General features: G+C 64.5%; 19 protein-coding genes. 10 read left to right on the plus strand and 9 right to left on the minus strand.

Annotated elements, in window-relative coordinates; genetic code table 11:
- The first annotated feature begins 621 nt into the window (after nucleotides 1-621).
- Nucleotides 622-1113 carry a hypothetical protein gene (locus AYX22_RS22605; protein ID WP_207597782.1) on the plus strand — a complete coding sequence of 164 codons (492 nt, stop codon included), beginning with the start codon at nucleotides 622-624 and terminating at the stop codon, nucleotides 1111-1113.
- Between the two features lie 22 nt (nucleotides 1114-1135).
- Nucleotides 1136-1561 carry a hypothetical protein gene (locus AYX22_RS22610; RefSeq protein WP_242703672.1) on the plus strand — a complete coding sequence of 142 codons (426 nt, stop codon included), beginning with the start codon at nucleotides 1136-1138 and terminating at the stop codon, nucleotides 1559-1561.
- Nucleotides 1562-1848: 287 nt separating this feature from the next.
- On the opposite strand, the gene AYX22_RS22615 is transcribed toward AYX22_RS22610, so the two are convergent.
- Nucleotides 1849-2040: a transposase gene (locus AYX22_RS22615; RefSeq protein WP_207597783.1), complete on the minus strand. Its 192-nt coding sequence runs from the start codon at nucleotides 2038-2040 to the stop codon at nucleotides 1849-1851.
- Nucleotides 2041-3554: 1514 nt separating this feature from the next.
- On the opposite strand from AYX22_RS22615, the gene AYX22_RS24265 reads away from it, so the two are divergent.
- Nucleotides 3555-3755, plus strand: coding sequence for a helicase associated domain-containing protein (locus AYX22_RS24265; protein ID WP_242703678.1), 201 nt, complete (start codon nucleotides 3555-3557; stop codon nucleotides 3753-3755).
- A gap of 754 nt (nucleotides 3756-4509) precedes the next feature.
- Here AYX22_RS24265 and AYX22_RS22625 read toward each other — a convergent pair.
- A complete protein-coding gene (locus tag AYX22_RS22625; protein WP_207597784.1) occupies nucleotides 4510-4752 on the minus strand; it encodes a hypothetical protein in 243 nt (80 codons plus the stop codon).
- A 561-nt stretch (nucleotides 4753-5313) separates the two neighbouring features.
- Between AYX22_RS22625 and AYX22_RS22630 the strand changes: the two genes are divergently transcribed.
- Together AYX22_RS22630 and AYX22_RS22635 are read left to right on the plus strand one after the other, a co-directional pair.
- Complete coding sequence (locus AYX22_RS22630) at nucleotides 5314-5466, plus strand: hypothetical protein (RefSeq protein ID WP_207597785.1); 153 nt, start codon at nucleotides 5314-5316, stop codon at nucleotides 5464-5466.
- A gap of 66 nt (nucleotides 5467-5532) precedes the next feature.
- Nucleotides 5533-7224: a ribonuclease J gene (locus AYX22_RS22635; RefSeq protein WP_207597786.1), complete on the plus strand. Its 1692-nt coding sequence runs from the start codon at nucleotides 5533-5535 to the stop codon at nucleotides 7222-7224.
- Between the two features lie 57 nt (nucleotides 7225-7281).
- On the opposite strand, the gene AYX22_RS22640 is transcribed toward AYX22_RS22635, so the two are convergent.
- Nucleotides 7282-8583: an MFS transporter gene (locus AYX22_RS22640; RefSeq protein WP_207597787.1), complete on the minus strand. Its 1302-nt coding sequence runs from the start codon at nucleotides 8581-8583 to the stop codon at nucleotides 7282-7284.
- Between the two features lie 54 nt (nucleotides 8584-8637).
- Nucleotides 8638-10155: a SulP family inorganic anion transporter gene (locus AYX22_RS22645; protein WP_207597788.1), complete on the minus strand. Its 1518-nt coding sequence runs from the start codon at nucleotides 10153-10155 to the stop codon at nucleotides 8638-8640.
- A gap of 128 nt (nucleotides 10156-10283) precedes the next feature.
- On the opposite strand from AYX22_RS22645, the gene AYX22_RS22650 reads away from it, so the two are divergent.
- The gene (locus AYX22_RS22650) at nucleotides 10284-10688 is read left to right on the plus strand and encodes a MerR family transcriptional regulator (RefSeq protein WP_207597789.1); all 405 of its coding nucleotides are present in this window, start codon (nucleotides 10284-10286) and stop codon (nucleotides 10686-10688) included.
- A 21-nt stretch (nucleotides 10689-10709) separates the two neighbouring features.
- Here AYX22_RS22650 and AYX22_RS22655 read toward each other — a convergent pair whose 3' ends face one another.
- A complete protein-coding gene (locus AYX22_RS22655) occupies nucleotides 10710-12305 on the minus strand; it encodes a peptide chain release factor 3 (protein ID WP_207597790.1) in 1596 nt (531 codons plus the stop codon).
- 119 nt (nucleotides 12306-12424) lie between these two features.
- Between AYX22_RS22655 and AYX22_RS22660 the strand changes: the two genes are divergently transcribed.
- On the plus strand, nucleotides 12425-14467 hold the full coding sequence (locus AYX22_RS22660) for an acyltransferase family protein (RefSeq protein WP_242703673.1): 2043 nt from the start codon (nucleotides 12425-12427) through the stop codon (nucleotides 14465-14467).
- A 55-nt stretch (nucleotides 14468-14522) separates the two neighbouring features.
- A complete protein-coding gene (locus AYX22_RS22665) occupies nucleotides 14523-14939 on the plus strand; it encodes a hypothetical protein (RefSeq protein ID WP_207597791.1) in 417 nt (138 codons plus the stop codon).
- 4 nt (nucleotides 14940-14943) lie between these two features.
- Here the strand turns inward: AYX22_RS22665 and AYX22_RS22670 are convergent, their stop codons facing one another.
- On the minus strand, nucleotides 14944-15330 hold the full coding sequence (locus AYX22_RS22670) for a MerR family transcriptional regulator (protein ID WP_207597792.1): 387 nt from the start codon (nucleotides 15328-15330) through the stop codon (nucleotides 14944-14946).
- Nucleotides 15331-15519: 189 nt separating this feature from the next.
- Here AYX22_RS22670 and AYX22_RS22675 point away from each other — a divergent pair, with 189 nt between their 5' ends.
- Nucleotides 15520-17043 (plus strand): SulP family inorganic anion transporter, encoded by a 1524-nt coding sequence (locus AYX22_RS22675; protein ID WP_207597793.1) that lies wholly within the window; start codon nucleotides 15520-15522, stop codon nucleotides 17041-17043.
- Between the two features lie 95 nt (nucleotides 17044-17138).
- Here AYX22_RS22675 and nhaA read toward each other — a convergent pair whose 3' ends face one another.
- The 3 genes from nhaA to AYX22_RS22690 all read right to left on the minus strand — a co-directional run bounded on the left by nhaA (nucleotide 17139) and on the right by AYX22_RS22690 (nucleotide 20753).
- Entirely contained in the window at nucleotides 17139-18482 is a 1344-nt protein-coding gene (gene nhaA / locus AYX22_RS22680) for a Na+/H+ antiporter NhaA (RefSeq protein ID WP_207597794.1), read from the minus strand.
- 445 nt (nucleotides 18483-18927) lie between these two features.
- Nucleotides 18928-19440 carry a hypothetical protein gene (locus AYX22_RS22685; protein ID WP_207597795.1) on the minus strand — a complete coding sequence of 171 codons (513 nt, stop codon included), beginning with the start codon at nucleotides 19438-19440 and terminating at the stop codon, nucleotides 18928-18930.
- Nucleotides 19437-20753, minus strand: a complete 1317-nt coding sequence (locus AYX22_RS22690; protein ID WP_207597796.1) for an MFS transporter — start codon at nucleotides 20751-20753, stop codon at nucleotides 19437-19439. The genes AYX22_RS22685 and AYX22_RS22690 overlap by 4 nt, the downstream gene beginning before the upstream one ends.
- Nucleotides 20754-21290: 537 nt before the next feature.
- On the opposite strand from AYX22_RS22690, the gene AYX22_RS22695 reads away from it, so the two are divergent.
- Nucleotides 21291-23624, plus strand: a complete 2334-nt coding sequence (locus AYX22_RS22695) for a heavy metal translocating P-type ATPase (RefSeq protein ID WP_207597797.1) — start codon at nucleotides 21291-21293, stop codon at nucleotides 23622-23624.
- Nucleotides 23625-23887: the final 263 nt, after the last annotated feature.

The following is a 23887-nucleotide window of genomic DNA, read 5'->3' on the forward strand; positions in this document are numbered from 1 at the left end:
GGGTGGTTCCGGTTTTCGGCTGGGCGTCATGGCTCGTGAAAGAGATCGTCGCCCCGGCCTGTCTTCCAAGCAGACCCGATTGAGGGAATTGGTGGCCGGAAGAGAACGGTGCGCAGCATCGGGTTTCGTCCGGGCGGGCACCGAATCACTTACAAGTGCGGGAGCTGTATCCGACGCTTCCTCAGCAGTTGCGGGCGTGTGCGGGAGGTCGCCGGCGGCGCTTAGATTAGCGCATGACGGTTCTCCCCAGGGATGGGGAAGCCCGGCCCCTGGTGACTCGGCTGGTGGACCGGCAACGACGGGTTGTCCCATCGCACGTATTCGATGCGAGGAGGAGAACCATCATGCAGAATCAGGATAAACCCGCGGGAGTCGTGCGTGCAGTGGCAGGTATCGACGCTGCCATCACGGCACGGCACCATATCGCGGTGCGGGAGTTTTTCGACGACGGAACAGAACATCTGAGCCGTTTCACGGTTGACCCGACACTGGCTGGGCTGGAGAAACTCTCACAGCGGCTGGCCGCAGTTCCGGCGCCCCTGACAGCGGTCGTGGAACCGACCTCGATGACCTGGCTGGCGCTGGCTCTCGCGGTTGAACGGGCCGGCGGCCAGATGGAAAATGATCGGCGCCCGCCACTCCTCACGGCTGCGCGGAGCCATCATGGGCAAGAACAAATCCGACGTCATCGATTCCGAAGTCCTCACTCATGCCGGGGAGATCTTCGATCCGCCGCCCTTGATACTGGCGTCTCCGGGACAGCTGGCGCTGCGGCGGGCCGTGGTCCGCCGGGCCGGCGCTGTGGTTGACGGTAACCGGTACTGGCGGCGGCTGTTGTCGCTGGCACGGTGGGCCTTTCCCGATGTGTGGACCGCGTTCGCCGGATGCGAATCAACAGCCCTCGCCGTGCTGGGCCGCTGGCCCCACATCCGTTCCCTGGCGTCGGCACGCGCGGCGACCCTGACGGCTGTGGTCGCCCACCATACCCGCGATGTCGCCGACACACCCGCCCGTGTCGGCGGCAATCAGGACCGCAGCCCGGGGGATGGGCGGACTTCTGGGACGGTCACCTGGACTTGGACGCACTGGCAGTCGACGTCACCGAACACCTGACCTGCAGGAATCCCGGGCCAGGGTGGAGCGCTTCACCTCCCATGCACGGCATTGGTGGGAGCACCTCTACGGCGATGACCCTTTGATCCTGTCCCTACCCGGCGTCAGCAAGGAAGGGCCGGCGCCCCTGCGCCTTGCTTTCTACCAGGCCGGCAGTGTCGCCCGGACCATGGACCCGCAGCTGGCCGCGTTCTATCACCGGCTCATGACTGAACACGGACACTGCCACACCCAGGCCACCATCGCGGTCGCCAGGAAACTTGCTGAAAGGACCTGGAAAACCCTCACCACAGGGCAAATGTATGAGCTGCGCGACGTCGAAGGTCACCTGGTCACCAAACGGGCCGCGAAAGAGCTCATCGCCTCACGCTATACCGTCACCACCAAGCAGCGCAGCCAATCCCGGTCCCACACGGTTGAAGCGAAACGGGCCCGCCTGACACGATAGGCAACACGCGATACCGTTCAGGCCGAGCCACAGGGCCCCCCTCCGCCCCCTCCACCAGCCCAGGGCCGACGCCCCGGCTTTTCCCCGGACAGACCAGCACCACCGCACCCGCACAGCATCGGTGACGGTGCACTCAGCCTGCCTGCCGTCCAGAGCCAAAAAACGGTTGACAAGCGTTAGGGAATCTCTTCACGGTTGGTGGGGAAATGGATCCATGGAATGAGTAATGCTGCCGTCCGGACGGCACTTCTCAAGAGAAAAACTGATTTGTAGTTGGCGGCATTGCGCTATCCGCGTGCCGTTCGCTTGATGTTCTTGATCGCGGTGTTGATCGCCTCGACCTTGCCGGTGGTGGCGCCGGTGATGATCAGCACCTCGATCTCTTTCCACCATGTGCAGACGGTGCGGTAGAGCTTATGGTCGTGGCCGTCGACCACGCCCAGACCCTGACCGGTGGCCAGATCAACGATCGTTGTCATCCACGGTTCGAACCAGATCCACACCTTCAATCCCGGGTCCTGAAAATAGCGCAGGGACCGGAACCGGTGTTCATTGATGCCCAGCAGCCGGGCTGAGCTTGTCCACGTCAGGAAGCTCCAGCAGGCAGGCCTCATTCAGCGCAGCGCGGACCATCCACCAGGACACGGCAAACCTGGCGGCTTGTCTCCGAGACGGCCCTGCCGGAGCGGATGACGCGTCCACGAGGTTGTCCCGAAGCCGGCTCGTCGCGGCACCTACGGGCTGGATTCAAAGGGCTGGATTCAAAGAACGACAGCCGGCATTTTACGGTTTGGCCTGGATGTCAACGGCCCACTGAACCGCAGCAAACGTGAAGACAAGTAAAAGGAGCAGCGCAACGTTCTGACCATACTGCCACCAAGGTCGGATGGAGACTCTCCATTGCCATCGCCGATAGCGGCGCACCCAACGTTTCAGGACATGCTTCATATGACCTTCTCATGAAAGCTAGCCCCAGCTTCCGATGGAGAAAGAGTACGTGAGAATGCTTAATAATCCGAGGTGTCGACGCGAGATGCCGCACGAGCTTTCCTTGAACCGGAGTATTGGCTACGTTGTTTGCGGCGGAGGCGTGGACCCCGGACGATGCCCGGCCTTCTCTGCCCTGCCGCTAACAATCCCGGGCACTGTTCGGAGCAAATCATCTCGCCAGCGATGCCGTAGTTGGCCACAGTGTCGAGGCGCACTATGTCCGCAATAGTTGGCGACGGTGGCCGGAATGTCAATAACAAGCCGAAGGCGACTCAGAGCTAGGAACAGACCATTCAGGCTCACGCGCGGCCGGCGAAACGGATTACGCGCCGGCGCCTTACTCCGCGTGGGTGTGGTGTAGAGAAATACCCCCCGGTCGACCGCGCACAAGGCAGGCAAGGCGCCGTCACTCCAACAGATTCCAACGACTCGAGGAAAGTTCCCCACCTCACTGGCGGCGTCTCAAGAAAACCATCCCGATATTCTATTGCTCGGGCTTGTCATCTCGACCACTAAAATGGGGTCAACGAAGGGACGTATCGAGGATTATGGCAGGGGCAAGGCGTCGGGCGCAAAACTCGATTGGATGGGTGAAGATGTACCGGAACGGGCTGTCCGTCTCCAGGATTGCCGCACTGGTTAGTGCTGCCGAAACCACCGTCCACAACCACTTGCAGATGGTGGTAAGGTCGGATCCGTCCCTTCAGGAAGAGCATTTGAAGGCAGCGATTCAGTCTGGGAAGAAGCAAAATAGCCCAGCTCTGAGAAGCCTGGAGGAAGTTGTTGCCCTTTATCGGGCAGAGGGCCGGCTGCCTAGCGGCAACGCTAAGTCAGCGCGGGAACGGGCACTGCGGTCTTGGCTTTCAAAACGGCGTCGGGAGTCGGAGGCCGGGACCCTGCCCACCCTATACAGGAACGGGCTTCAGGAGATCCCGGGGTGGGACGCGCCGCCTAAAAAAGAGAGAAATACGAAACGCTCTGGAACGAGCGGTTAGCCGAAGTCATCGGGTACCGGACCTCCAGGCACGAGTGGCCATCGGATAAGGGCGCCGGCAACGAAGAGGAACGCTGGCTCGGGGCTTGGCTGCGCACCCAACGAACCAATCATCGCCACGGTCGGCTGCGCCCGGACCGGGAAGCGCAGCTCGACGCAAAGCTGCCTGATTGGCATCTGAGCCTGCCCCCCAAGGGCGTAGGTCCATAGCCCTCGGTGCCCGGCATCAGGTCACGAAAGGCCAATGGGCCGCACACGCCCACGTAATGTAGGGCACACCCCAACCTGACGTCGGGGGCGTCTGGCCAGGCAGGATTCGCCTGTCGGTGGAGCTCTGATCGTGTACTCAGACACTTGCCGACCCGCAAGAGGTAACATCGCAGCCCCTGCACGAAGCAATTTTTATCGAGTCCCGATTCTTTGGACTATTTCGATGATTCTCGGGCTACCGCACCCCGGTTCGCTGCCCCTCCGACTGTCAGGGTGGGATCTGAGAACATCATGAGCCACTGTCAATAAAACGGAACATCGCACTGTTCTGACACCAACGAGATCTCCTAAAATTTCTGCTCCCGTTGGCATAACTCGATGGCTACTTGACCGAATATCCATTATCGGCCCTTTGAAATAAGCGGGGGAGTGGCTGCGAAAGGGGTTGTTTTCAGGCGCCACTTCGTGGCGTTCTCTCCCCAGATTCCGGAAGTCAGAACTACTCAGCCAGCGCCCGGTTCACGGCTAGAATGTCCAGAAAAGCCGGGTCAAAAGGCGCATCGGAGCCGGTATGTCGGCACCAGCTTTTGCCGTTGTCCGGCCGATAAGTGATGGTGCAGTCATCAGAGGCTCCTTGTCCGCATGATCCCGTACGTTCAGCCGGTCTTCTGCATCAAGGCTGCAGGAAGACTTGAGGAACAGTCGCCCATCAGCGCGCGGCGCGCCGGATGGATGCCCCTGATCGGCCGGGGACTCAAGAGTCCAGTATTCCTTTCAGGACCTCAGCCTCATCCCAGGGCACCAGCACCTGCAATTCTTTGGAGTCACCCGCGTGGCTGAGAGTAAGGTGCAAAACCAGTCCCGGCTTGTTGCCCCCCACCTTTATGGCACTGGTCGCCAGCACCCGCCAAGGGACATCCTGTGACATCAGGACGCCAGCGGAACGGGACTCCTGCCCCTCCGGATGCTTAAGGACCCAGTCCTCTCCACCGTCCATGGCATCCTTATGAGCGCCACAAACAGGCAAGGCCTGTTCGCCCGGACCCTCAACATAGAAAACATCATTCCCTAGTGCTGTGCAGCGGTGCACCGAACACTCTGGCATGGGCCCTCCCCGGTTCTTGTTGGCGTATCACGCTACGTTTTCGAAGGCAGCCGGTGGCCGGAACCATCGCGATTACTTTAAGCCGCTCCGATAATCTCTACCATAACGTGAGAGTAGATTCGCGGCTCTATGAACCGGGCAACAATTTGGACCCTAACCTAACGTCAGGGTAGAGTTAGGGTTGTACGGCCCGGTTTTTTGGCCCCTGTTCTCCGTTCTCCACACATCACCCAGGCCAAGGAGATGAATTTGCCTGGTTCCAGCCTGCTGTGTGCCCTGGGCCCGCAGCAGCCGGACCCGGCATAGGGGACGCATTGCCGCCGAAGTCAGTTTGAACACTTTGGGCGCTAACGTCGCCGCCATAGGCGCGGCCTTATGCGCAGCCCGCCGCTTCACCAACGTTCGAAAGACCTGCGCGGAGCCACCGCGCATCACAAAGGAAGAAGGAATACCATGTCTGCAACCCAGAGCATCCGTAAGACAGTGACTGTTGAGAACACCGCACACTTGGATGAAGTGACGGTACATTTCGAGGTGGATGTTAACTGCCAGTGCGCCTCAGGCCAGGGCGGGTCCTACATCACGACCGAACCGCCACGCCGCTAACCACCCCGTCCCGCACAGTGCGGGAAGCAGTACCCCGCCGTCCAGCTAAAGGAAGCAGCAAAACACATGAACCATGCCCACATCGAACACAAGACGCCGCCCAAACTCGCCCATGATGCCCTGCGCGTCGTGGCCCTGGGAGGCATCGGGGAGATCGGCAGGAACATGACCGTCTTCGAATACGGAGGCAAGCTGCTCATTATCGACTGCGGGGTGCTGTTCCCCGAGGACCACCAGCCCGGGGTGAACCTCATCCTGCCTGATTTCTCGGCCATCCGGGACCGCCTCCACGATGTGGTTGGCGTGGTGCTCACACATGGCCACGAAGACCACATCGGAGGCGTACCGTACCTGTTGCGGGAACGGCCCGACATTCCCGTCGTCGGTTCCAAGCTCACCATCGCCTTCATCGAGGCCAAGCTCAAGGAACACCGGATCACCCCCAAGACCCTCCAGGTGGCCGAAGGGCAAAACCTCACCATGGGTCCGTTCGATCTGGAGTTCCTCGCCGTCAACCACTCGATCCCTGACGGGCTGGCCATCGCCGTCCGGACCGGCGCCGGGCTGGTCCTGCACACCGGGGACTTCAAGATGGACCAGTTCCCGCTGGACCGGCGGATCACCGACCTGGCCGGGTTCGCCCGGCTGGGGACCGAGGGTGTGGACCTTTTCCTGGTCGACTCGACCAACGCCGACGTCCCCGGGTTCACCACCTCGGAGAAGGACCTGGCCCCGGCCATCGACACCGTGTTCCGGACCGCTCCGCGGCGGATCATCGTCTCCAGCTTCGCCAGCCACGTCCACCGCATCCAGCAGGTCATCGACGCCGCGCACCGCCACAAACGCAAGGTCGCCTTCGTAGGCCGGTCCATGGTCCGGAACATGACCATCGCCCAAAGCCTGGGCTACCTCACCATCCCCCGCAACACCCTGGTGGATTTCCGCCGCCTGCAGAAAAGCGATGACCCCAAAGTGGTCCTGATCTGCACCGGCTCCCAGGGCGAACCCCTGGCCGCCCTGTCCCGGATGGCGAACAAGGACCACGCGATCAGCATCGCCGAGGGCGACACCGTCCTGCTGGCCAGCTCGCTGATCCCGGGGAACGAAAACGCCATCTACGGGGTGATCAACGCCCTCACCCAGCTCGGCGCGAACGTGGTCCACAAGGGCAACGCCAAGGTCCACGTCTCTGGCCACGCCAGCGCCGGTGAACTGGCCTACTGCTACAACCTCGTCAAGCCCCGCAACGTCATGCCCGTCCACGGCGAGTGGCGGCACCTGAAGGCCAACGCAGCCGTGGCCGAAAGCACCGGGATCGACCCGGCCCGCATCGTCCTGGCCGAAGACGGCGTCACCGTGGACCTGCACAAGGGACGGGCAACGATTTCCGGGAGGGTCACCGCCGGCCTGGTCTTCGTCGACGGCGAGAACGTCGGCGGCACCACCGAAGACACCCTGCGTGAACGCCGCCAGCTCGCCGAGGAAGGATCGGTAACCGTCCTGGCCATCCTCGACGCAGACACCGGGAAACTGGCCGAACCCGCGGAATTCTTCACCCGCGGGTTCGCCTGCACCGACGCGGACCTGGACAAGGCCGCGGCCGCCGTCGGCAAAGCGGTGGGGCAGGCACATGCATCCCGCCGCGGCCGCGGACCGGCCCAGGACCCGGAAGCCGTGATCGAGCGGGCCACCAGTGAGTGGATGCGCCGATTCTACAACCGGGCCCCGGTCGTGACCGCCATCGTCGTGGACGCCTAATAAACCACGCCACAGCTGAAGGCCAGGCCCCTGCAAAGGGGCCTGGCCTTCAATTGTTTAAACTTTGGCGGGAGTGCTGCGCCGGAGTATTCCGCCGGTGCTGCCCGGCGCGGGGCACAGCAGCGCAAACACCGCGACCCCCAGAGGGATGGCCGAGGCGAGCAGACTCGGCATCACGTAGCCGCCGCTGGCGTCCCGGCCGAGGGAAAACAGGATCGGGCCCAGCGCCGTGGAACCGACGTTGATGGCTGAGATGACTCCCCTTATTCCCCCGATGCTGGCGGTCCCAAAATAGTGCGCCAGGGCGATCGGCTCGACAGCCCGCACCGCTCCCCCGGCCCCGCCCAGCAGCAGGCCATAAAAGATGCCCGGGAGTGTTCCGGTGATCAGGGGCAGGAACAGCAGCGCCGCGGCAAGCAGCCCCATGGAGCCGGCCAGTGCAAGGCGGGGGTCCAAGCGGTGCGAGACCGCACCGAGGATGATGGTGGCGAGGATCCCCGTCACTGTCTGCGGGATGAAGTTCGCTGCCGCTTCCGTGGTTGAGAGCCCCTGGGCGGTGAGGATGGACACCTGGTGGAATGCCAGGGCGGTGGAGAGCATTCCGGTGGCGGCCAGGGCCGCGGCGATGGCCCAGAAGATCGGCGTCCGGGCGGCCTGTTTTCCGCTCCACAACCGCTCGCGGACGTGTCCATTCCCGTGCTCTCCGTCGTGCCCCGCTGCAGGAGCGTGGTCCTGGGGTGCGGGATTTTTGTGGACGGCCACTGGCCGGTGCCGCGGAAGCAGAAGAACCATGGGGAGGATGATCACCAGGACGGCCACGGCTTCCAGCCGCCAGGCCAGTTGCACGCCGCCGGCACTGATCAGGCGCTCCACGAGCACCGGCGTGAGTGAGATACCTGCCGATCCGACGGCGGCGGTGATGCCCACCGCAAGTCCCCGCCGGTAGGTCACGGCCTTGACGACCGCCGTCGTGGCCGCGAGGGTGAGCGCACCCTGGCCTGCCATGCGCAGGAAGACAAACCCGGCGGTCAGGCCCAGGATCTCGCTGACAAAGCTCATCGCCAACAGTGCCGAGGAGAAAACCAGGGCAGCTGCGGTGATGACCAGCCGGGCGCCCCACCGGTCCAGCGCCCTGCCGATGAACGGCAGGGCCAGGGCGCCGGCGAGGGTGCCGACCAGGTAGCTGAGGGAGATGTCGGTCCGGCTGATCCCGAGCTGGTCGATGAGCGGATCGGTGAAGGGCGAGAGCCCGGCAGTCTGTCCTGGTGCGCTGGCGGCCGTGATCAGTGCGGCGGCGGTGACGGTGCCGGCCCAGGACTTCCGTGTGCCGCCGGCACCGCCCTGCTGTTGAGACGTCACGGCCGTCCGCCCAGATCCGGGCGGACGGCCGTGACGGTGACGGCGGTAATGGCGTCAGTGGGCGCCGTTGAGCATCCCGCCGAGGCGTTCGCGGATGGCTGCGCTGGCCGTATTGAGCCCTTCAACTTCAACCTCTTTGCCGTAGCTGTGGTACTTGGCGGCGATGGAATCAAGCGCCGCGATGGTGGAAGCATCCCACAGGTGGGAATCATAGAGGTCGATGACGATCCGGTCCGGGTCCTCGGCATATTCGAACTGCATGTACAGGTCGTTGGAGGAGGCGAAGAACAGCTCCCCGCTGACCTTGTACTTGGCGAACGTTTCCCCGAAGTGCTCCTCGATGGTGCGCTCCACGCTCATGAAGTGGGCGACCCTGCGGGCGAAGGCGACCATGGCGACGATCACGCCGAAGATCACACCGATGGCCAGGTTGTGCGTCCAGACCGTTAGAACCACGGTGGCGAGCATGACGGTGGTTTCACTCTTGGGCATCCGCTTGAGGGTGCTGAGCTTGATGCTGTGCCAGTCGAAGGTGGCGATCGAGACGAAGATCATTACGGCGACCAGGGCGGCCATGGGGATCAGCGACACGATGTCCCCCAGGGACACGACCAGGATCAGGACGAAGACGCCGGCCATGAAGGTTGAGATGCGGGTGCGGGCGCCGGAGGCCTTGACGTTGATCATGGTCTGGCCGACCATGGCGCAGCCGCCCATGCCGCCGGTGAAGCCGGAAATGACATTGGCGACGCCCTGGCCCCAGGATTCCCGTACTTTCATCGAGTGGGTATCGGTCACGTCGTCGACCAGTTTGGCGGTCATGAGCGATTCCATCAGACCCACGACGGCCATGCCGGCGGCGAACGGCGCGAGGATCTGGAAGGTCTCGAAGTTCAGCGGAACGTTGGGGAGGAACAGCGAGGGGAGGCTCTCAGGGAGTTCGCCCTTCCCGCCCACGGTGGGAACGTTGATCGCGAAGAGGACCGCAGCGGCAGTCAGGACCACGATGGCGACCAGCGGAGCCGGTACCACCTTGGTGATCCGCGGCAGCAGGAAAATGATCACAAGTCCGACGGCGACCAAGGGGTAGACCAGCCACGGAACGCCGAGCAGCTCAGGCAGCTGCGAGGTGAAAATCAGGATAGCCAGGGCGTTAACAAACCCAACCATGACCGAGCGCGGGATGAACCGCATCAGTTTCGCGACACCCAGCACACCCAAAATGATCTGGAAGATGCCGGCCAGGATCACGGCGGCGATGAAGTAGTCCACACCGTGGGACTTCACCAGCGGGGCGATGACCAGCGCCGTGGCTGCTGTAGCGGCCGAGATCATCGCCGGACGCCCGCCCAGGAAAGCAATGGTGACGGCCATGGTGAAGGAGGCAAACAGCCCCAGCCGGGGGTCTACTCCGGCGATCAGGGAAAAGGCGATCGCCTCAGGGATCAGGGCCAGGGCGACCACCAGGCCCGCGAGGACCTCCGTGCGCAGCAGGCGGGGGGACCGGAGGGTTCGCCAGACGGACTGGCGTTGCTCCGGTGTCAGGGTTGGCGCGTGGGCGGCAACAGTCATGCGGGCTCCATTTCATGGGTTGTGGGGCAGATGAGTGCCCCGGGTGGTGCGAGTGTGAGTGGGCGCCGCGCTGCGCCGGTAAAAGTAGGGAGGACCTCCAGGCCCACCACAAACTGTACCCTAACGTAATGGTAGACTTCCAATCAGGAGCCCTAACCATCCGGGAGGAAACTGTGCACATTGGGGAACTGGCCGAACGTACCGCCCTGTCGCTGAGGACCATCAGGCACTATGACTCTGTGGGACTGCTGCATCCGAGCGCCCGGACCGAAGGCGGGTTCCGGGTCTACTCCGAGGAGGACTACGAACGCCTGCTGTTGATCCGGCAGGCACGGTCCCTCGGTTTTGGCCTGGAGGAAATCGCGGAGATGCTCGACGTCCTGACCTCCCGGAGCCCCGGGACCCCGGAGGCCGCCAAAGCCGAACTCGCATCGATGCTGCGTGAGGCCATGGCCAGGAGGGAGGCGCTGGCCTCGGACCTGGGGCGTGCGGACCAGTTCATTGCCGTCATCAGCAACCGGATGGCCGGCTGAGCGCCAGGCCGCGCAGCCCGGTCAGGCGCCGATCGCGGTGAGGGTCAGCCCGGGGTTGTCCTCGCGGAAGTGCTCGAGCTTGTACCGGTCCGTGAACAGCGCCAATGTCTCCCCGTCGGAGCGGTGCAGGACTTCCCCGCCGCGGAAGGTTTCCGGTGGGCGGGCGCCTGTCGTCTCCAGCCGCATGGCCAGGCTATAGGGCAAGGGTTCGAAGGTTGCCGGGGCGTGGAATTCCTCGGCCATGCGGTGCTGCGCCACTTCAAACTGCAGGGCTCCCACGGCTGCCAGGACGGGGGCCTGTTCCCCGCGCCGGTCCGAGCGCAGGACCTGGACGACGCCTTCGTGTTCCAGCTGGGCGATGCCGCGCCGGAACTGTTTGTACCGGCCCGGATCCGCGGCGCGGGCGACGGTGAAGAGTTCCGGGGCAAAGTGCGGAATCTCCGGAAACCGTACCTCTTCTTCGGCGTACAGGCTGTCCCCCACCCGCAGGCTGGCCGCGTTGACGAGCCCGACAATGTCCCCGGGCCAGGCGAGATCGATGACTTCGCGGCTGCGGCCAATGACCCGGTGGGCGTACTTGGTGGCGAACGGCCGCCCCAGCCTGGCGTTCGTCAGTGTCATGCCGCGCTCGAAAACCCCGGAACAGACCCGGAGGAAGGCGATGTGGTCGCGGTGGGCGGCGTCCTGCCCGGCCTGGACCTTGAAGACGAACCCGGAGAACCCCGCATCCACCGGCCGATAGCCGCCGGCTTCTGTGCTGCGGTCCGACGGGGCAGGACCGAGTTCGGCGAGCACGTCAAGCAGTTGCCGCACGCCGAAGTTTTTGGCAGCAGCGGTGAACAGCACCGGAGTCTGCTGGGCGGCATGAAAGGCGGCGGCGTCAAATGCTCCGCTGGCGGCGGAGACGAGTTCTGCCTCCTCCAGTTCCGCCTGCCACTGAGCATTCAGCGTCCCGGGCCCGCCTGTCACCGGTGTCTCCAGGCTGGGCAGCGCACCGCCCCGGACAGCTTCAAGCCGCACCGCCTCGCCCCGGCGGAGGTCGAACAGTCCGGTGAAGGCGCCGGCCCTGCCGGCCGGCCAGGTCAGTGGAACCGGAGCCATGCCCGTCTGCTCGGCGATCCCGTCGATGAGGCCAAGGGATTCAAGGCCGGGCCGATCCCACTTGTTGATCACCGTGATGATGGGAAGTCCCCGGCGGCGGCACACTGCAAGGAGTTTGAGGGTCTGGGGCTCGAAGCCTTTGGCGGCGTCGATCAGCATCACGGCGAAGTCCACCGCGGCCAGGACCCGGTACGTGTCCTCAGAGAAATCGGCGTGGCCCGGGGTGTCCACCACATTCAGGACCGCGCCATTGTGGTTCAGCTGAAGGGCCGCGGAGCTGATCGAGATGCCCCGTTCCTGCTCCAGGCCCATCCAGTCCGATACTGTCCCGTGCCGGCTGGACTTGCCGTGCGTGACGCCGGCGTCCTTGATCACACGGGCATAGAGCGCCAGCGCCTCAGTCAGGGTGGACTTCCCCGCGTCGGGATGGGAGATGACCGCGAACGTCCGCCGCCTGCCCGCCTCATCCCGGAGGGACGGGCTGTGCGTGGTGGGGATGTTCGCTGTCCTGGGCATTTCTGTACCTTCCGGCCGCTTCGCTCTCGGTGTTCCCGCGCCAACTACACTCTACCCTAACGTTAGGGTAGAGTGTAGTTGCAACTTGATTCTGATCTACCGGCCATGCAGGGAGTACTTTGACGATCACCACCGAAAGGGCGCAGGCGGCTACACCGAAGGCCGGCACGCGATTCCGGCCCGAGGTTGACGGGCTGCGGGCCATCGCGCTGCTCATCGTCGTGCTCTACCACGTCTGGCTCGGGCGGGTTTCCGGTGGCGTCGACGTCTTCCTGCTGGTCTCGGCCTTCCTGCTGACACTGTCATTTTCAGAGCGCGTGCGCACCGGGGAGCCGTTCGCACTGCGGCGGTACTGGGTAAGGGTCTTCAGCCGGCTGGTCCCTCCCGCGGCGATTGTGCTGCTGGCCACCGTGGCTGCAGGGGCTGCATTCTTCCCGCCGGTCCGCTGGGCGCAACTGATCGAACACGCGTGGGCATCGCTGTTCTACGTGCAGAACTGGGCGATGGCCTTCAGCGCCGTGGACTACCAGGCAGCCCAGGCAGCCACCGCAAGCCCCTTCCAGCATTTCTGGTCACTCTCCATCCAGGGCCAGGTGTTCATCCTCTGGCCCCTCCTGCTGCTCGGTGCTGCGGTAGCAGCACGCCTGTCAGGGGTATCGTTCCGGGCCCTCGCCACCGCCCTGTTCGGGACAATCTTCGCCCTCTCACTGGCCTTTTCGATCCACGAAACAGCGGCAAACCAGTCCTTTGCCTACTTCGACACCCGGGCCCGCCTGTGGGAATTTGCGCTGGGATCCTTGCTGGCCCTGGCACTGCCCTACCTCCGGCCGGCAAAGGCCGTGCGGATCGCGCTGGGATGGGTGGGGCTGGCCGCGATCCTGCTCTGCGGGGCAGTGATCCAGGTCGACAACCAATTCCCCGGATGGGTCGCCCTCATCCCCACCCTCGGCGCAGCCATGGTCATCACCGCCGGCCGGACCGGCCACCGCATGGGAGCAGACCGGTTCCTGACAGCCGCGCCGGTCCGGCGACTCGGCGGAATCTCCTACGCCCTGTACCTGTGGCACTGGCCCGTATTAATCGGCTACCTGATCCTCAGTACAGCAGGCGAAGTCACGGCAGTGGCAGGGGCCTTCATCATCGGCATCTCGGTGGTCCTGGCCTGGCTGACCACCCGGCTCGTTGAACGCCCCCTCCGGTCATGGGGCTGGATGCACCGGCGCAAACGCCGCAGCGCCGGGATCACCATCGCCCTGGCCATCGCCGTCGCCATCCCCCTCAGCGGCTGGGAAACCCGCATAGGACTCACCGAACGAGAACTGCAAACGCAGGCCAACCACCTCAACCCCGGCGCCGCCGCACTGGAACCCGGATACGACCTGCAGGAGCTTCCCGACGCGCCGCTCATCCCTGCCAAAACCGCACTGGATAAGGAATGGGGCAACGCCGGACCCGCCTGCACCACCGATTATGCTCCTCAGCACTCCGCACTGGAGTCCTGCCAGCAGATCGAGCCCGACACTGCCGCCACAAAAACCGTCGTCGTGATCGGCGACTCGCACGCGCAACAGCTCATGCCGGCCCTGATTCCGACTGCCCAGGAGCACAACTGGAGGATGATCTCCCTGCTCAAAAACGCCTGCCGGTACGGCGCGGAATCATCCTCCCGCGACCGCGAGTGCAACGAACGGAACGAGGCCGCCATGGACTATGTGCTTGCACTCTCACCCGACGCCGTCCTCACCCACGGCACCCTGAGCTACCAGGAAGCCCCGCGCGAAGGACTTGTCCCGGACTACGAGGACGGCATCCGGCCATTCCTTGACGCCGGCATCGAAGTGGTTGCCGTCCGCGACAACCCGCGGTTCCCGTTCCACATGTTCGCCTGCGTCGGGCTGCACGGCCAGGACTCCCCCGAATGCAACCCCGCCAGGGACGACGTCCTGCTGAAGGTGAACCCACTGCAGGAGCTGGCAACGCGCGAACCCCTGCTGCACTCCGTGGACGTCACCGACAGCATCTGCACCGACACCGTGTGCCCGGCAGTGGTGGGCAACGTGTACGTCTACCGCGACCACGACCACCTCAACAAAACCTATGTCGAGACCATGACCCCTGCCTTCAAGCGCAGCCTCCTGGCCGCGACAGGCTGGGGCGGATGACCGGGCCGGCATGCCTCAGCCCTACCTCCACCACGAACAAAACCAGGAGAGCACCGTGACACCGTTTGAGACCGTTTCCCACAACAACCTGCTCGATGTCGGCGGCGCTGCCGCGGCCGCCGGTGTTCCCGCCGAGACCATCCAGCACCTGGTCACCCTCAGGATCATCAAACCCCTCGAAAACGATCCGGAGCACGGGCCCTTGTTCGGAGCGGAGCAAACTCCGGTACTTGAAATCCTCAGCACGATGAGCGTCCTGAACTTCCGGGTCGAGGAAATACGCGACATGGTCTCCGTCATGGACACCCTCGATCGCTACCCCGCCTCCGAGATTGGCGCACGCTACCGTGTACGGCTCGGACTGTTCGCCGAAGCGCTCCAGCGCCGGCCTGTTGTCACGACGGAACAGCAGGTATCAAAACAGGATCTGATCCACGCGCTGACCAACCGCTACACCTGGTTGACCGCCTAAGCCTTCAGGTGTTTTTGCCCATCCGCTCAATGAACTCATCGGCCTGGGACAGATTCCGGGCAATCTTGTCTCGCTGGTTTTTCGCCCGCTCCATGAACAAGGCGAGCTTTTCCCCCCTGGCCCCAACGCTTTCGCTGCCGGATTCCAGAGCGGAGAGCATGTCCAGGATCTCCCCCATCTCCTCCAGCGAGAATCCCAGCGGCTTCATCTGCTTGATCAGTGTCAGCCGCTCGACATCATTCTCGGCGTAGACCCTGAACCCGCCCTCAGTACGTCCGGTGGCCGGCAAAAGCCCGACCTCGTCATAGTGGCGGATGGTCCTCAGGGACAGCCCGGTCCTTTCAGCGAGTTCACCGATATGCATGGTGCGGCTGCTGGTCCGTTCCGTCATCAAAGACCTCCTGCGTATGTCCGCCCTAAACTCTACCACCACGTTAGGGTAGACTTGGGGGAAATGGGTGTAGACGTCCAAGCCTAGTGGCTGGCGTTCTCATTCCCGGTGCGTTGATGCGCCCCACCTTTCCCTCGAACATTTGAAGCCGCTGCCGCGTGTCTTCTTGAGCATGAAACGGAGCCAGCATTGGCCGTTAAACCAGCCACGAATGCCCCGGCATTCACGCCCGAGCAGCTGCAATCTGTCCGGGAAACCCTGAAGTCCCCGCGCAGGCTCAAGACCGAAGTCCTCGCCGGGCTCGTTGTCGCACTGGCATTGATCCCGGAGGCGATCGCCTTCTCCATCATCGCCGGTGTCGATCCGCGGCTTGGACTCTTCGCATCCTTCACCATGGCCGTCACCATCGCCTTCGTCGGAGGCCGGCCCGCGATGATCTCCGCCGCCACCGGTGCCATCGCCCTGGTGATCGCCCCGCTGGTGAAGTCCCACGGCGTGGACTACTTCATCGCCGCCGTGATCCTTGCCGGGATCTTCCAGATCATCCTGGGCCTGTCCGGCGTGGCGAAACTGATGCGCTTCATCCCCCGCTCGGTGATGGTGGGCTTCGTGAACGCACTGGCCATCCTGATCTTTATGTCCCAGGTCCCGGAACTGCTCGGCGTCCCTTGGCTGGTCTACCCGCTGGTGGCGCTGGCCCTGCTGATCGTGTTCGGCCTGCCCAAACTCACTAACGTCGTTCCCGCCCCGCTGGTCGCGATCGTCGTCCTGACCCTCATCACCGTCCTGGCCTCGGTCGCTGTTCCGACCGTGGGAGACAAGGGTGACCTGCCCGAATCCCTGCCGACACTGTTCATCCCCAACGTCCCGTTCACCCTCGACACATTGCAAGTCCTCTTCCCCTACGCCCTTGCCATGGCGTTCGTCGGACTCCTTGAATCCCTGATGACCGCCAAACTTGTTGACGACGTCACGGACACCCGCTCCCACAAGACCCGCGAAGCCTGGGGCCAGGGCGTGGCCAACATCATTACTGGCTTCACTGGTGGCATGGGCGGCTGCGCGATGATCGGCCAGACCATGATCAACGTCAAGGCTTCCGGCGCACGCACCCGGATCTCCACGTTCCTCGCCGGCGTCTTCCTCCTCATCCTCGTGGTGGCGCTCGGCGGTGTCGTGTCTGTCATCCCGATGGCCGCGCTCGTTGCGGTGATGATCTTCGTTTCCTGGGCCACCTTTGACTGGCACAGCATCCACCCCCGGACCCTGAAGATGATGCCCAAGAGCGAAACCCTGGTCATGGTCGCCACCGTCATCGTCACCGTCGCTACGCACAACCTGGCCATTGGCGTCGGCGTCGGTGTCCTCGTGGCCATGGTGATGTTCGCCCGCCGCGTCGCGCACTTCGTCACCGTCGAACGGACGGTGCGAGAGGTGGACGGCCACGAGACCGCCACCTACGTGGTGGACGGCGAGCTGTTCTTCGCCTCCTCCAACGATCTCTACACCCAGTTCGAATACGCCCTGGACCCGGACCACGTCGTCATCGACATGCACGCATCCCACCTCTGGGACGCCTCCACGATCGCGGCCCTGGACGCCATAACCGAGAAGTACCACCACCACGGCAAAGACGTGAAGATCGTCGGCCTTAACGAGGCCAGCATCACCATGCGCGAACGCCTCGGGGGGAAACTCGGCGCGGGACACTGATCCTGTCCCGGCCTGTCCATCGGCGACCGCCTTCATGAGGAAAGTCCCCTACCGCACAATCGGTAGGGGACTTCCACGTTGTGGGCCGGATTAGGTCACAGGCGGCGGTCTTCTTCGTAAACGTCCGGGATCCCGTCCTGGTCGGTATCGATGGCCTCTTCAGCCTCCACGGCACGGTACTGACGGTTCCGGACGCCCAGCACTGCCGCCGCCAACAGTGCGGCCAGCAGCGACGCGGCGAGAATCCCCACCTTGGCGTGGTCGTCATGGGCGCTGCCCTGCCCGAAACTCAGCTCCGCCACCAGAAGCGAAACAGTGAAGCCGATCCCGGCCAAAAGGGACACCCCGAACACATCGATCCACTTCAAGGACCGGTCCAGGGACGCCCTGGTGACCTTTGTCAGGAGCCAAGTCGTGCCCACGATCCCGACTGGCTTACCCAGCACCAAAGCCACGATGATGCCGATCGCGACAGGGTCAGTGACGGCCGAGATCAGGCCGTCCCAGCCGCCCACGGCGACACCGGCGGAAAAGAAAGCAAAAACGGGCACCGCGATGCCGGCGGAAATCGGCCGAAACCGGTGTTCGAAGATCTCGGAGAGCCCAGGACCAGCGGAAGGCCCTCCGCTGGCCTGTGACCGGATCACAGGGATGGCGAATCCCAACAGCACACCGGCGACCGTGGCATGAATCCCGGAAGCATGCACCAACGCCCACGTGATCACGCCCAGGGGAAGAAGGATCACCCACGCGGCAACGGGTTTGGTGCCGAAAAACCTGCGGTACTTCTGGGCCAGGAAGGTGTAAACCGCCAGCGGAATAAGGGCCAGCAGCAGCGGTCCGGCCTGGATGTCGGACGAATAGAACACCGCGATGATGCTGATGGCCATAAGGTCATCGACCACGGCCAAGGTCAGCAGGAAGATCCGCAGCGCACTGGGCAGGTGCGAGCCGATGATCGCCAACACGGCCACGGCGAAGGCGATGTCCGTTGCTGTAGGGATCGCCCAGCCCCGCAGGGTTTCAGGGCTGGTCAGATTGATCAAGGCATAGATAGCTGCAGGGACTACGACGCCTCCGACGGCCGCTGCGATGGGCACCACGGATTTACTGAATTGGCGAAGGTCTCCGGCCACGAACTCTCGTTTGAGTTCGAGCCCCACGAGGAAGAAGAAGATCGCCAGCAATCCGTCGGCAGCCCAGGCCCCGAGACTGAGTTCCAAGTGCCAGGGCTCGTACCCGATGCGGAAATCGCGGAGCGCGAAGTAGCTGTCGGACGCCGGGGAGTTTGCCCAAATCAGGGCGATGATTGCTGCTGCGACGAGCAGGATGCCGCCGACGGTTTCCTTCCGCAGGATCTCGCCAATGCGCAGCACTTCGCCGTAGCTTCCCCGTCCTAAAACAGAGGAGCGTGAAGGAGCGGACGGGTCTTTACTCATGAGTGTCCTAAACATTGGGTCGACAAAGAACATGCCGACCAGACTTCCCGGCTCACCTTTCAGCCAGTCTACGCGCCCTATAAATCGCCCCAGCTCCAGCAGACGTACCCATCACCTATCGCGATCGTCTTAGGAGAAGCCCGGCGAAAGCCCTACTCAAGAGCCGACCCTGTGGCGCGAACAGAACCAAGCGGTTCATGCCGGAACGGCGGTCCAATTGGGCACACCTGAACCTGACAGCGGCAGCCGCTTGACGGACTCTTGAATTCCTGTCCCAGTGACGGGGATGCTGCCGGTAGGCAAGCGCGACCCCGCAGCTAGAGCACGGCCACCTCGCTCCCCTGCCGTGTCCGGCGGAGCGTGGCTGCAAGGTCGCTGAGAAGACGTGAGGGTCGGGCGCTGGGGCAGGCGCACGTGAGGGCCGCTGCTTGCGGTATCCACCCCTTCAGCGCGGTGGCAGCTTGGCGGAAAACAGCGGGCGACAATCGGTGCAGACCTCGACGTCGGAATCCTGCGGTCGGCGGGCCAAAGTAACCTTGCGCTCGTGCTCCAGTCGGGCGTGCAGGGCCAAGGCCATCAGGGCCAGGGCCAGCGTGCCGACTATGCCCTGGACTGGCGGCAGGGCTTCCCGGGGCGAGCCCGCCCAAACCATGCCGAACATGCCCATAACAGGCCACCGCAAATCGCAAAAGGTGGGCACCGCGCCAATCGGTGCGTCCGTATAGCTGCCTGCCAGGAAGCCGGCCAGGATTGACCCTGCGCTTACCAGGGCATAGCCCGCCCAGCCGGTTCCGGCGCCGAAGATCATGCCCGTTGCGGCCGTCAGGAAGACTGCGGAGGCAGCCGCCGTGATGACGGTCACCGTTACCCGCTTCCGCGACCAGTTGGCGAGCACCTCGGGCAACTGCCGCAGGCGATCGCGGCGGACGCTCATCCTGTGCTGTCTGTTTGGTGTCATGGCTGCTCCTGGTTCCGGGTGGACTGCCGTGGCTGCAGGGCAGACCAGATGATGACAATGGCTACCAAAGTCAGAGAGATGAACCCTAGACCCGAGTATCCGGCGGCGGCCAGCACGGGACCGGCCAAAGCCCCGCCTGCGGCTCCGGCGGCGTTCATGCCCAGGTCCGAGATGCCCTGAAGTGCGGGCCGGTCCTGCAGCTGCGCCGAATCAGCGACCAGGGCCGATCCGCCGACCACGGACGCGGACCAGCCGAGCCCCAGCAAAATCAGGCTCGCGGTCACGGCGCTGCGGGAGTTGGCGGCGATGCCGGCCAGCACCAGCGAAACCAGCAGCATCCCCTGACCCGCAAGAATGGTGCGCAGGGGCCCGACCTTGTCAGACATCCAGCCAAAGACGGGAGACAGCGCGTACATGCCTGCAATGTGCAGACTGATGGTCAGTCCCACCACGGTGAGGCTGGCCCCATGGTCGCGCAGGTGCACTGGGGTCATCGACATGAGGGCCACCATTGTGGCGTGGCTGAGGGCGACTGCCGCTACCGCGTAGCGGGCCCGGGGGGTGGTGTACAGAATCCGCAAGCCGCTCCGGGGCCGGGGCGCGGCAGGGTCCGGCACCCGTGCGGACATCGCGGTCAGGAGGGGGTCCGGCCGCAGGCCCGCCGCATAGACGGCGGCGGCTGAAATCTGGGCGGCCACGGAAAAGGCAAAAGCCCCAGTGAGAGGGGGCAGGCCAAGGGCGGCGCCGACGCTCTCTCCCGGATCGAAGAGGTTCGGACCCAGGACAGCGCCGATCGTAGTGGACCACACCACTATGGAGAGGTCCCGGCCCCCGGACCCGGGCCGGGAAAGGTCAGTTGCGGCGAACCGGGCCTGCAGATTCACTGCGGAACCTGCACCAAGGAACATCAGGCCCAGCAGCAACAAAGGAAAGAGACCCAGGGCCGCGGAGGCGATGGCGGCTATGGCGCCGGTGCCCGCAATCAGTGCACCCAAGGACAGCGAAACCCGGCGGCCGCGGGCGCTAGCCAGCCGGGCCAACGGGATGGCGGCGAGAGCGGCGCCCAAAGTACTCATCGTGGCGGCCATGCCGGACCAGGCGTTGGACCCGGAGAGCTGCGAGGCCAACAGGGAACCCAGGGACAGCGTGGCGCCCATGCCGATGCCACCGAGAATCTGCCCACCGACCAGAACAGGAATGACACGACGCTGGAGCCGCTGGTTCCCACTCCCGGGCTCGCCGGAAAGAACACCCAGGCGATGGCTGGAACTCCCATCAGGTCTCAAGCCTTCCGACCGCTCCTCCGTGTCCATGCCTGTCCTCCTGGCGTACTCCCCCGCGCACCGCGCAGAACCCCAATATACCCTCAGGGGTATTGTAGTACGCAATGCGCGAAATCGGCGGCACCGCGAGGCGGAGGCCATCTCCGCAGGGTGCTGAACGGCCGCTTCCCGGTCTTGCGCAGGACATGCCCCCATCGGCTTGCGGGATCCTTCCGCCCCGACGGGAGGGCGTGCTGCGGAGCGCGGTCCGCAAGAGGTCAGCGTCACTCCCCGCCGCGGTCCTTGTAGGGCCCCTTGAGAGACGTGAAGGCTAAAAAACCACGACGTTTCCAGAGAGGGGCAGACCAGCCACGAATTGCTGACTATACCCCCAGGGGGTATATATTGGCCTGTGGAAGGCGCCGCCTGTGCGGTTGTGCCTGCCATCCGTTAGGGCGCGGGCAGGGCGTAAATCGACACCGCCTCCGCAACTGCCGGGTACCCGTCACGAGCATGATTTGTGGTGAATTGCACCCGGTGCGGCCACGGCGCCCCTGCACCATTCCAACCGACCAAGGAGCCAGTACTGTGCTTAATGAGCAAATTCTTCACCAGCCCGAAAGCCGGGTCATTGAGCTCGATATTGAAGGCATGACCTGTTCGTCCTGTGTCGGCCGGGTCGAGCGCAAGCTTGGAAAGATTGACGGTGTGGAAGCCCTCGTCAACCTGCCGCTGGAATCCGCCCAAGTGACAGTTCCCGCAAACGTTACAGACGAGCAGATCACCGCCACGGTGGCTGCCGTCGGGTACAAGGCGACGGTCCGGCGGGCGGCACATCCAGTGCGCACGATCGGGACAATGGCGGATCCGGCGCCGACGGGACTGGCAGGGTCAACCCCCGCGTCGCCGCCGGAAGGGCCGCCGTCGCACCCGGCCGGCAAGCTGCGTCCCCGACTGATTGTGGCGGCCGTCCTTACCGTCCCGGTTTTCATGGTTTCCATGGTCCCGGCGCTGCAGTTTTCCAACTGGGGCTGGGTGGTGGGTGCGCTGGCCCTGCCGGTGGTGAGCTGGGCGGCATGGCCTTTCCACCGGGCCGCCGCCATAAACGCCCGGCACCTCGGGTCCACCATGGACACGCTGGTGTCGATCGGGGTGACGGCAGCCTACCTGTTCTCCGCGTGGCAACTCTTTGCCGACCCCGCGATGACCGAACATTCGCAGGCGATGGAGGGCATGGAAACCGGAGGCCTGTACTTCGAGGTGGCATCCGTTGTCACCACATTTCTTCTGTTGGGCCGCTACCTGGAGGCCAACGCAAGGCGTAAGGCCGGCGGTGCGCTCAAGGCCCTGCTGAACCTCGGAGCGAAGGATGCCGCCGTGCTGCGGGACGGCTCGGAGGTCCTGATCCCGGCCGGCCAGCTCCGGGCCGGTGACGTTATCGTGGTCCGACCAGGTGAGAAGATCGCCACCGACGGCGTTGTCCTGGAAGGGACCTCTGCAGTGGACGCCTCACTTGTAACCGGGGAATCAGTGCCGGTTGAAGTAGGCCCGAACAGCCCGGTAACGGGCGCAACAATTAACACCTCGGGACGCCTCCTGGTCCGCGCCACCCGGGTCGGTGCTGACACGACCCTGGCCCAGATGGGACGGCTGGTCTCCCAGGCGCAAACCGCGAAGGCACCGATCGCCCGGCTCGCTGACCGCATCAGCGCGGTCTTCGTCCCCGTGGTTCTCGTCCTTGCAGCCCTCACCTTCGTCGGCTGGCTGCTCGCGGCAGGCCCTGCCATCAGCGACGCGGAACTGCGCGCCGCCTTCACCGCAGCAGTGGCGGTGCTGGTTATCGCCTGCCCCTGCGCACTGGGCCTGGCCACACCGGTCGGGCTGCTCACCGGCACGGGCCGCGGCGCCCAACTCGGCATCCTGATCAAGGGCCCGCAGGTCCTTGAGGACACCCGCACCGTGGACACCATCCTGCTAGACAAGACCGGGACGGTGACCACCGGCCACCTGGATGTCGACGGAACCCATGCGTTTGCCCCGTTCACCGAGGCAGAGGTCCTGCGCCTGGCGGGCGCGGCGGAGGCCGCCTCCGAGCATCCCGTCGCCCGGGCTATTGCCGCGGCAGCGCTGACCGCCGAACACCGAACCGGCGGCGCCGCGCGGCTGCCGGCCGTCACCGACTTTCACTCAGCACCAGGCGGCGGCGTCCGCGGCAGCGTCGACGGGCGCCACGTTACAGTAGGCCGAGCCAGTTGGCTGCAGGAAAACAGCGTCACCGTCTCGGCGCAGCAACAGGCGGCCCTGGCCGCGGCCGAGGCCGACGGAGCCACCGCAGTCTGGGTGGCCGTGAACGGGCAGCCAGCCGGCATCATCAGCCTGCGCGACACCCTCAAACCCGGCTCCGCCGCGGCCATCGCCCGTCTGCGCGAACTGGGGCTGCGGCCCATCCTGCTGACCGGAGACAACGCCGCGGTGGCCAACCAGGTCGCCGCCGCCGTCGGAATCCCCTCTGAAGACGTTTTCGCAGGTGTACTGCCCGAGGGCAAGGTCGAAGCTGTTCGGTCGCTGCAGGCCGGTGGCGCGACGGTGGCGATGGCCGGTGACGGCGTGAACGATGCCGCAGCGCTGGCCCAATCGGATTTGGGCATCGCCATGGGTTCCGGCACCGACGTCGCCATCGAAGCGGCGGACCTCACCGTGATGGGCAACGACCTGGGCCAGGTGGCCCAGGCGATCGAGCTGTCCCGCCGGACTCTGGCCACCATCAAGACCAACCTGTTCTGGGCCTTCTTTTACAACGTGGTCGGCATTCCGGTGGCCGCGCTGGGGTTGCTCAACCCAATGATCGCCGGCGCGGCGATGGCGGCCAGCTCCGTACTGGTAGTCGCCAACTCACTGCGGCTGCGGCGCTTCGGCAAGTAACCGGCCGGGAAGCCGGACCAAGCCAGGCCGGGCGGGCGGGCTGCCTCGACGGCGCCCACCCCCCGGCCTCAGGCGATTACGCCCTTTTCGTGGCCGTACTCCCCCGACGGAGTGGCCTTGTTCCCCATGGACGAGCGCGGCACCCATGCGTTGGCAGTAGCGTCGCAGAACGTCCACTACCGGGTATAAGTTCCCGGTACAGGGCGCCGCACTTATCCCCTAAATGTTTATACATTTGTGATTTTTCCGTGTAGATTGGCCCC

Origin of the sequence: Arthrobacter sp. D5-1, from assembly GCF_017357425.1 — a bacterium.
In the GTDB taxonomy this organism is placed as follows: Bacteria; Actinomycetota; Actinomycetes; order Actinomycetales; family Micrococcaceae; genus Arthrobacter.

Excerpts from the sequence above, each read along its gene's own strand:
- AYX22_RS22605 (WP_207597782.1), top strand. The coding sequence starts at position 622 with ATGATCGGCGCCCGCCACTCCTCACGGCTGCGCGGAGCCATCATGGGC.
- AYX22_RS22615 (WP_207597783.1), bottom strand. The coding sequence starts at position 2,040 with ATGACAACGATCGTTGATCTGGCCACCGGTCAGGGTCTGGGCGTGGTC.
- AYX22_RS22625 (WP_207597784.1), bottom strand. The coding sequence starts at position 4,752 with ATGGACGGTGGAGAGGACTGGGTCCTTAAGCATCCGGAGGGGCAGGAG.
- AYX22_RS22630 (WP_207597785.1), top strand. The coding sequence starts at position 5,314 with ATGTCTGCAACCCAGAGCATCCGTAAGACAGTGACTGTTGAGAACACC.
- AYX22_RS22635 (WP_207597786.1), top strand. The coding sequence starts at position 5,533 with ATGAACCATGCCCACATCGAACACAAGACGCCGCCCAAACTCGCCCAT.
- AYX22_RS22645 (WP_207597788.1), bottom strand. The coding sequence starts at position 10,155 with ATGACTGTTGCCGCCCACGCGCCAACCCTGACACCGGAGCAACGCCAG.
- AYX22_RS22650 (WP_207597789.1), top strand. The coding sequence starts at position 10,284 with ATGGTAGACTTCCAATCAGGAGCCCTAACCATCCGGGAGGAAACTGTG.
- AYX22_RS22655 (WP_207597790.1), bottom strand. The coding sequence starts at position 12,305 with ATGCCCAGGACAGCGAACATCCCCACCACGCACAGCCCGTCCCTCCGG.
- AYX22_RS22670 (WP_207597792.1), bottom strand. The coding sequence starts at position 15,330 with ATGACGGAACGGACCAGCAGCCGCACCATGCATATCGGTGAACTCGCT.
- nhaA (WP_207597794.1), bottom strand. The coding sequence starts at position 18,482 with ATGAGTAAAGACCCGTCCGCTCCTTCACGCTCCTCTGTTTTAGGACGG.
- AYX22_RS22685 (WP_207597795.1), bottom strand. The coding sequence starts at position 19,440 with ATGACACCAAACAGACAGCACAGGATGAGCGTCCGCCGCGATCGCCTG.
- AYX22_RS22690 (WP_207597796.1), bottom strand. The coding sequence starts at position 20,753 with ATGGACACGGAGGAGCGGTCGGAAGGCTTGAGACCTGATGGGAGTTCC.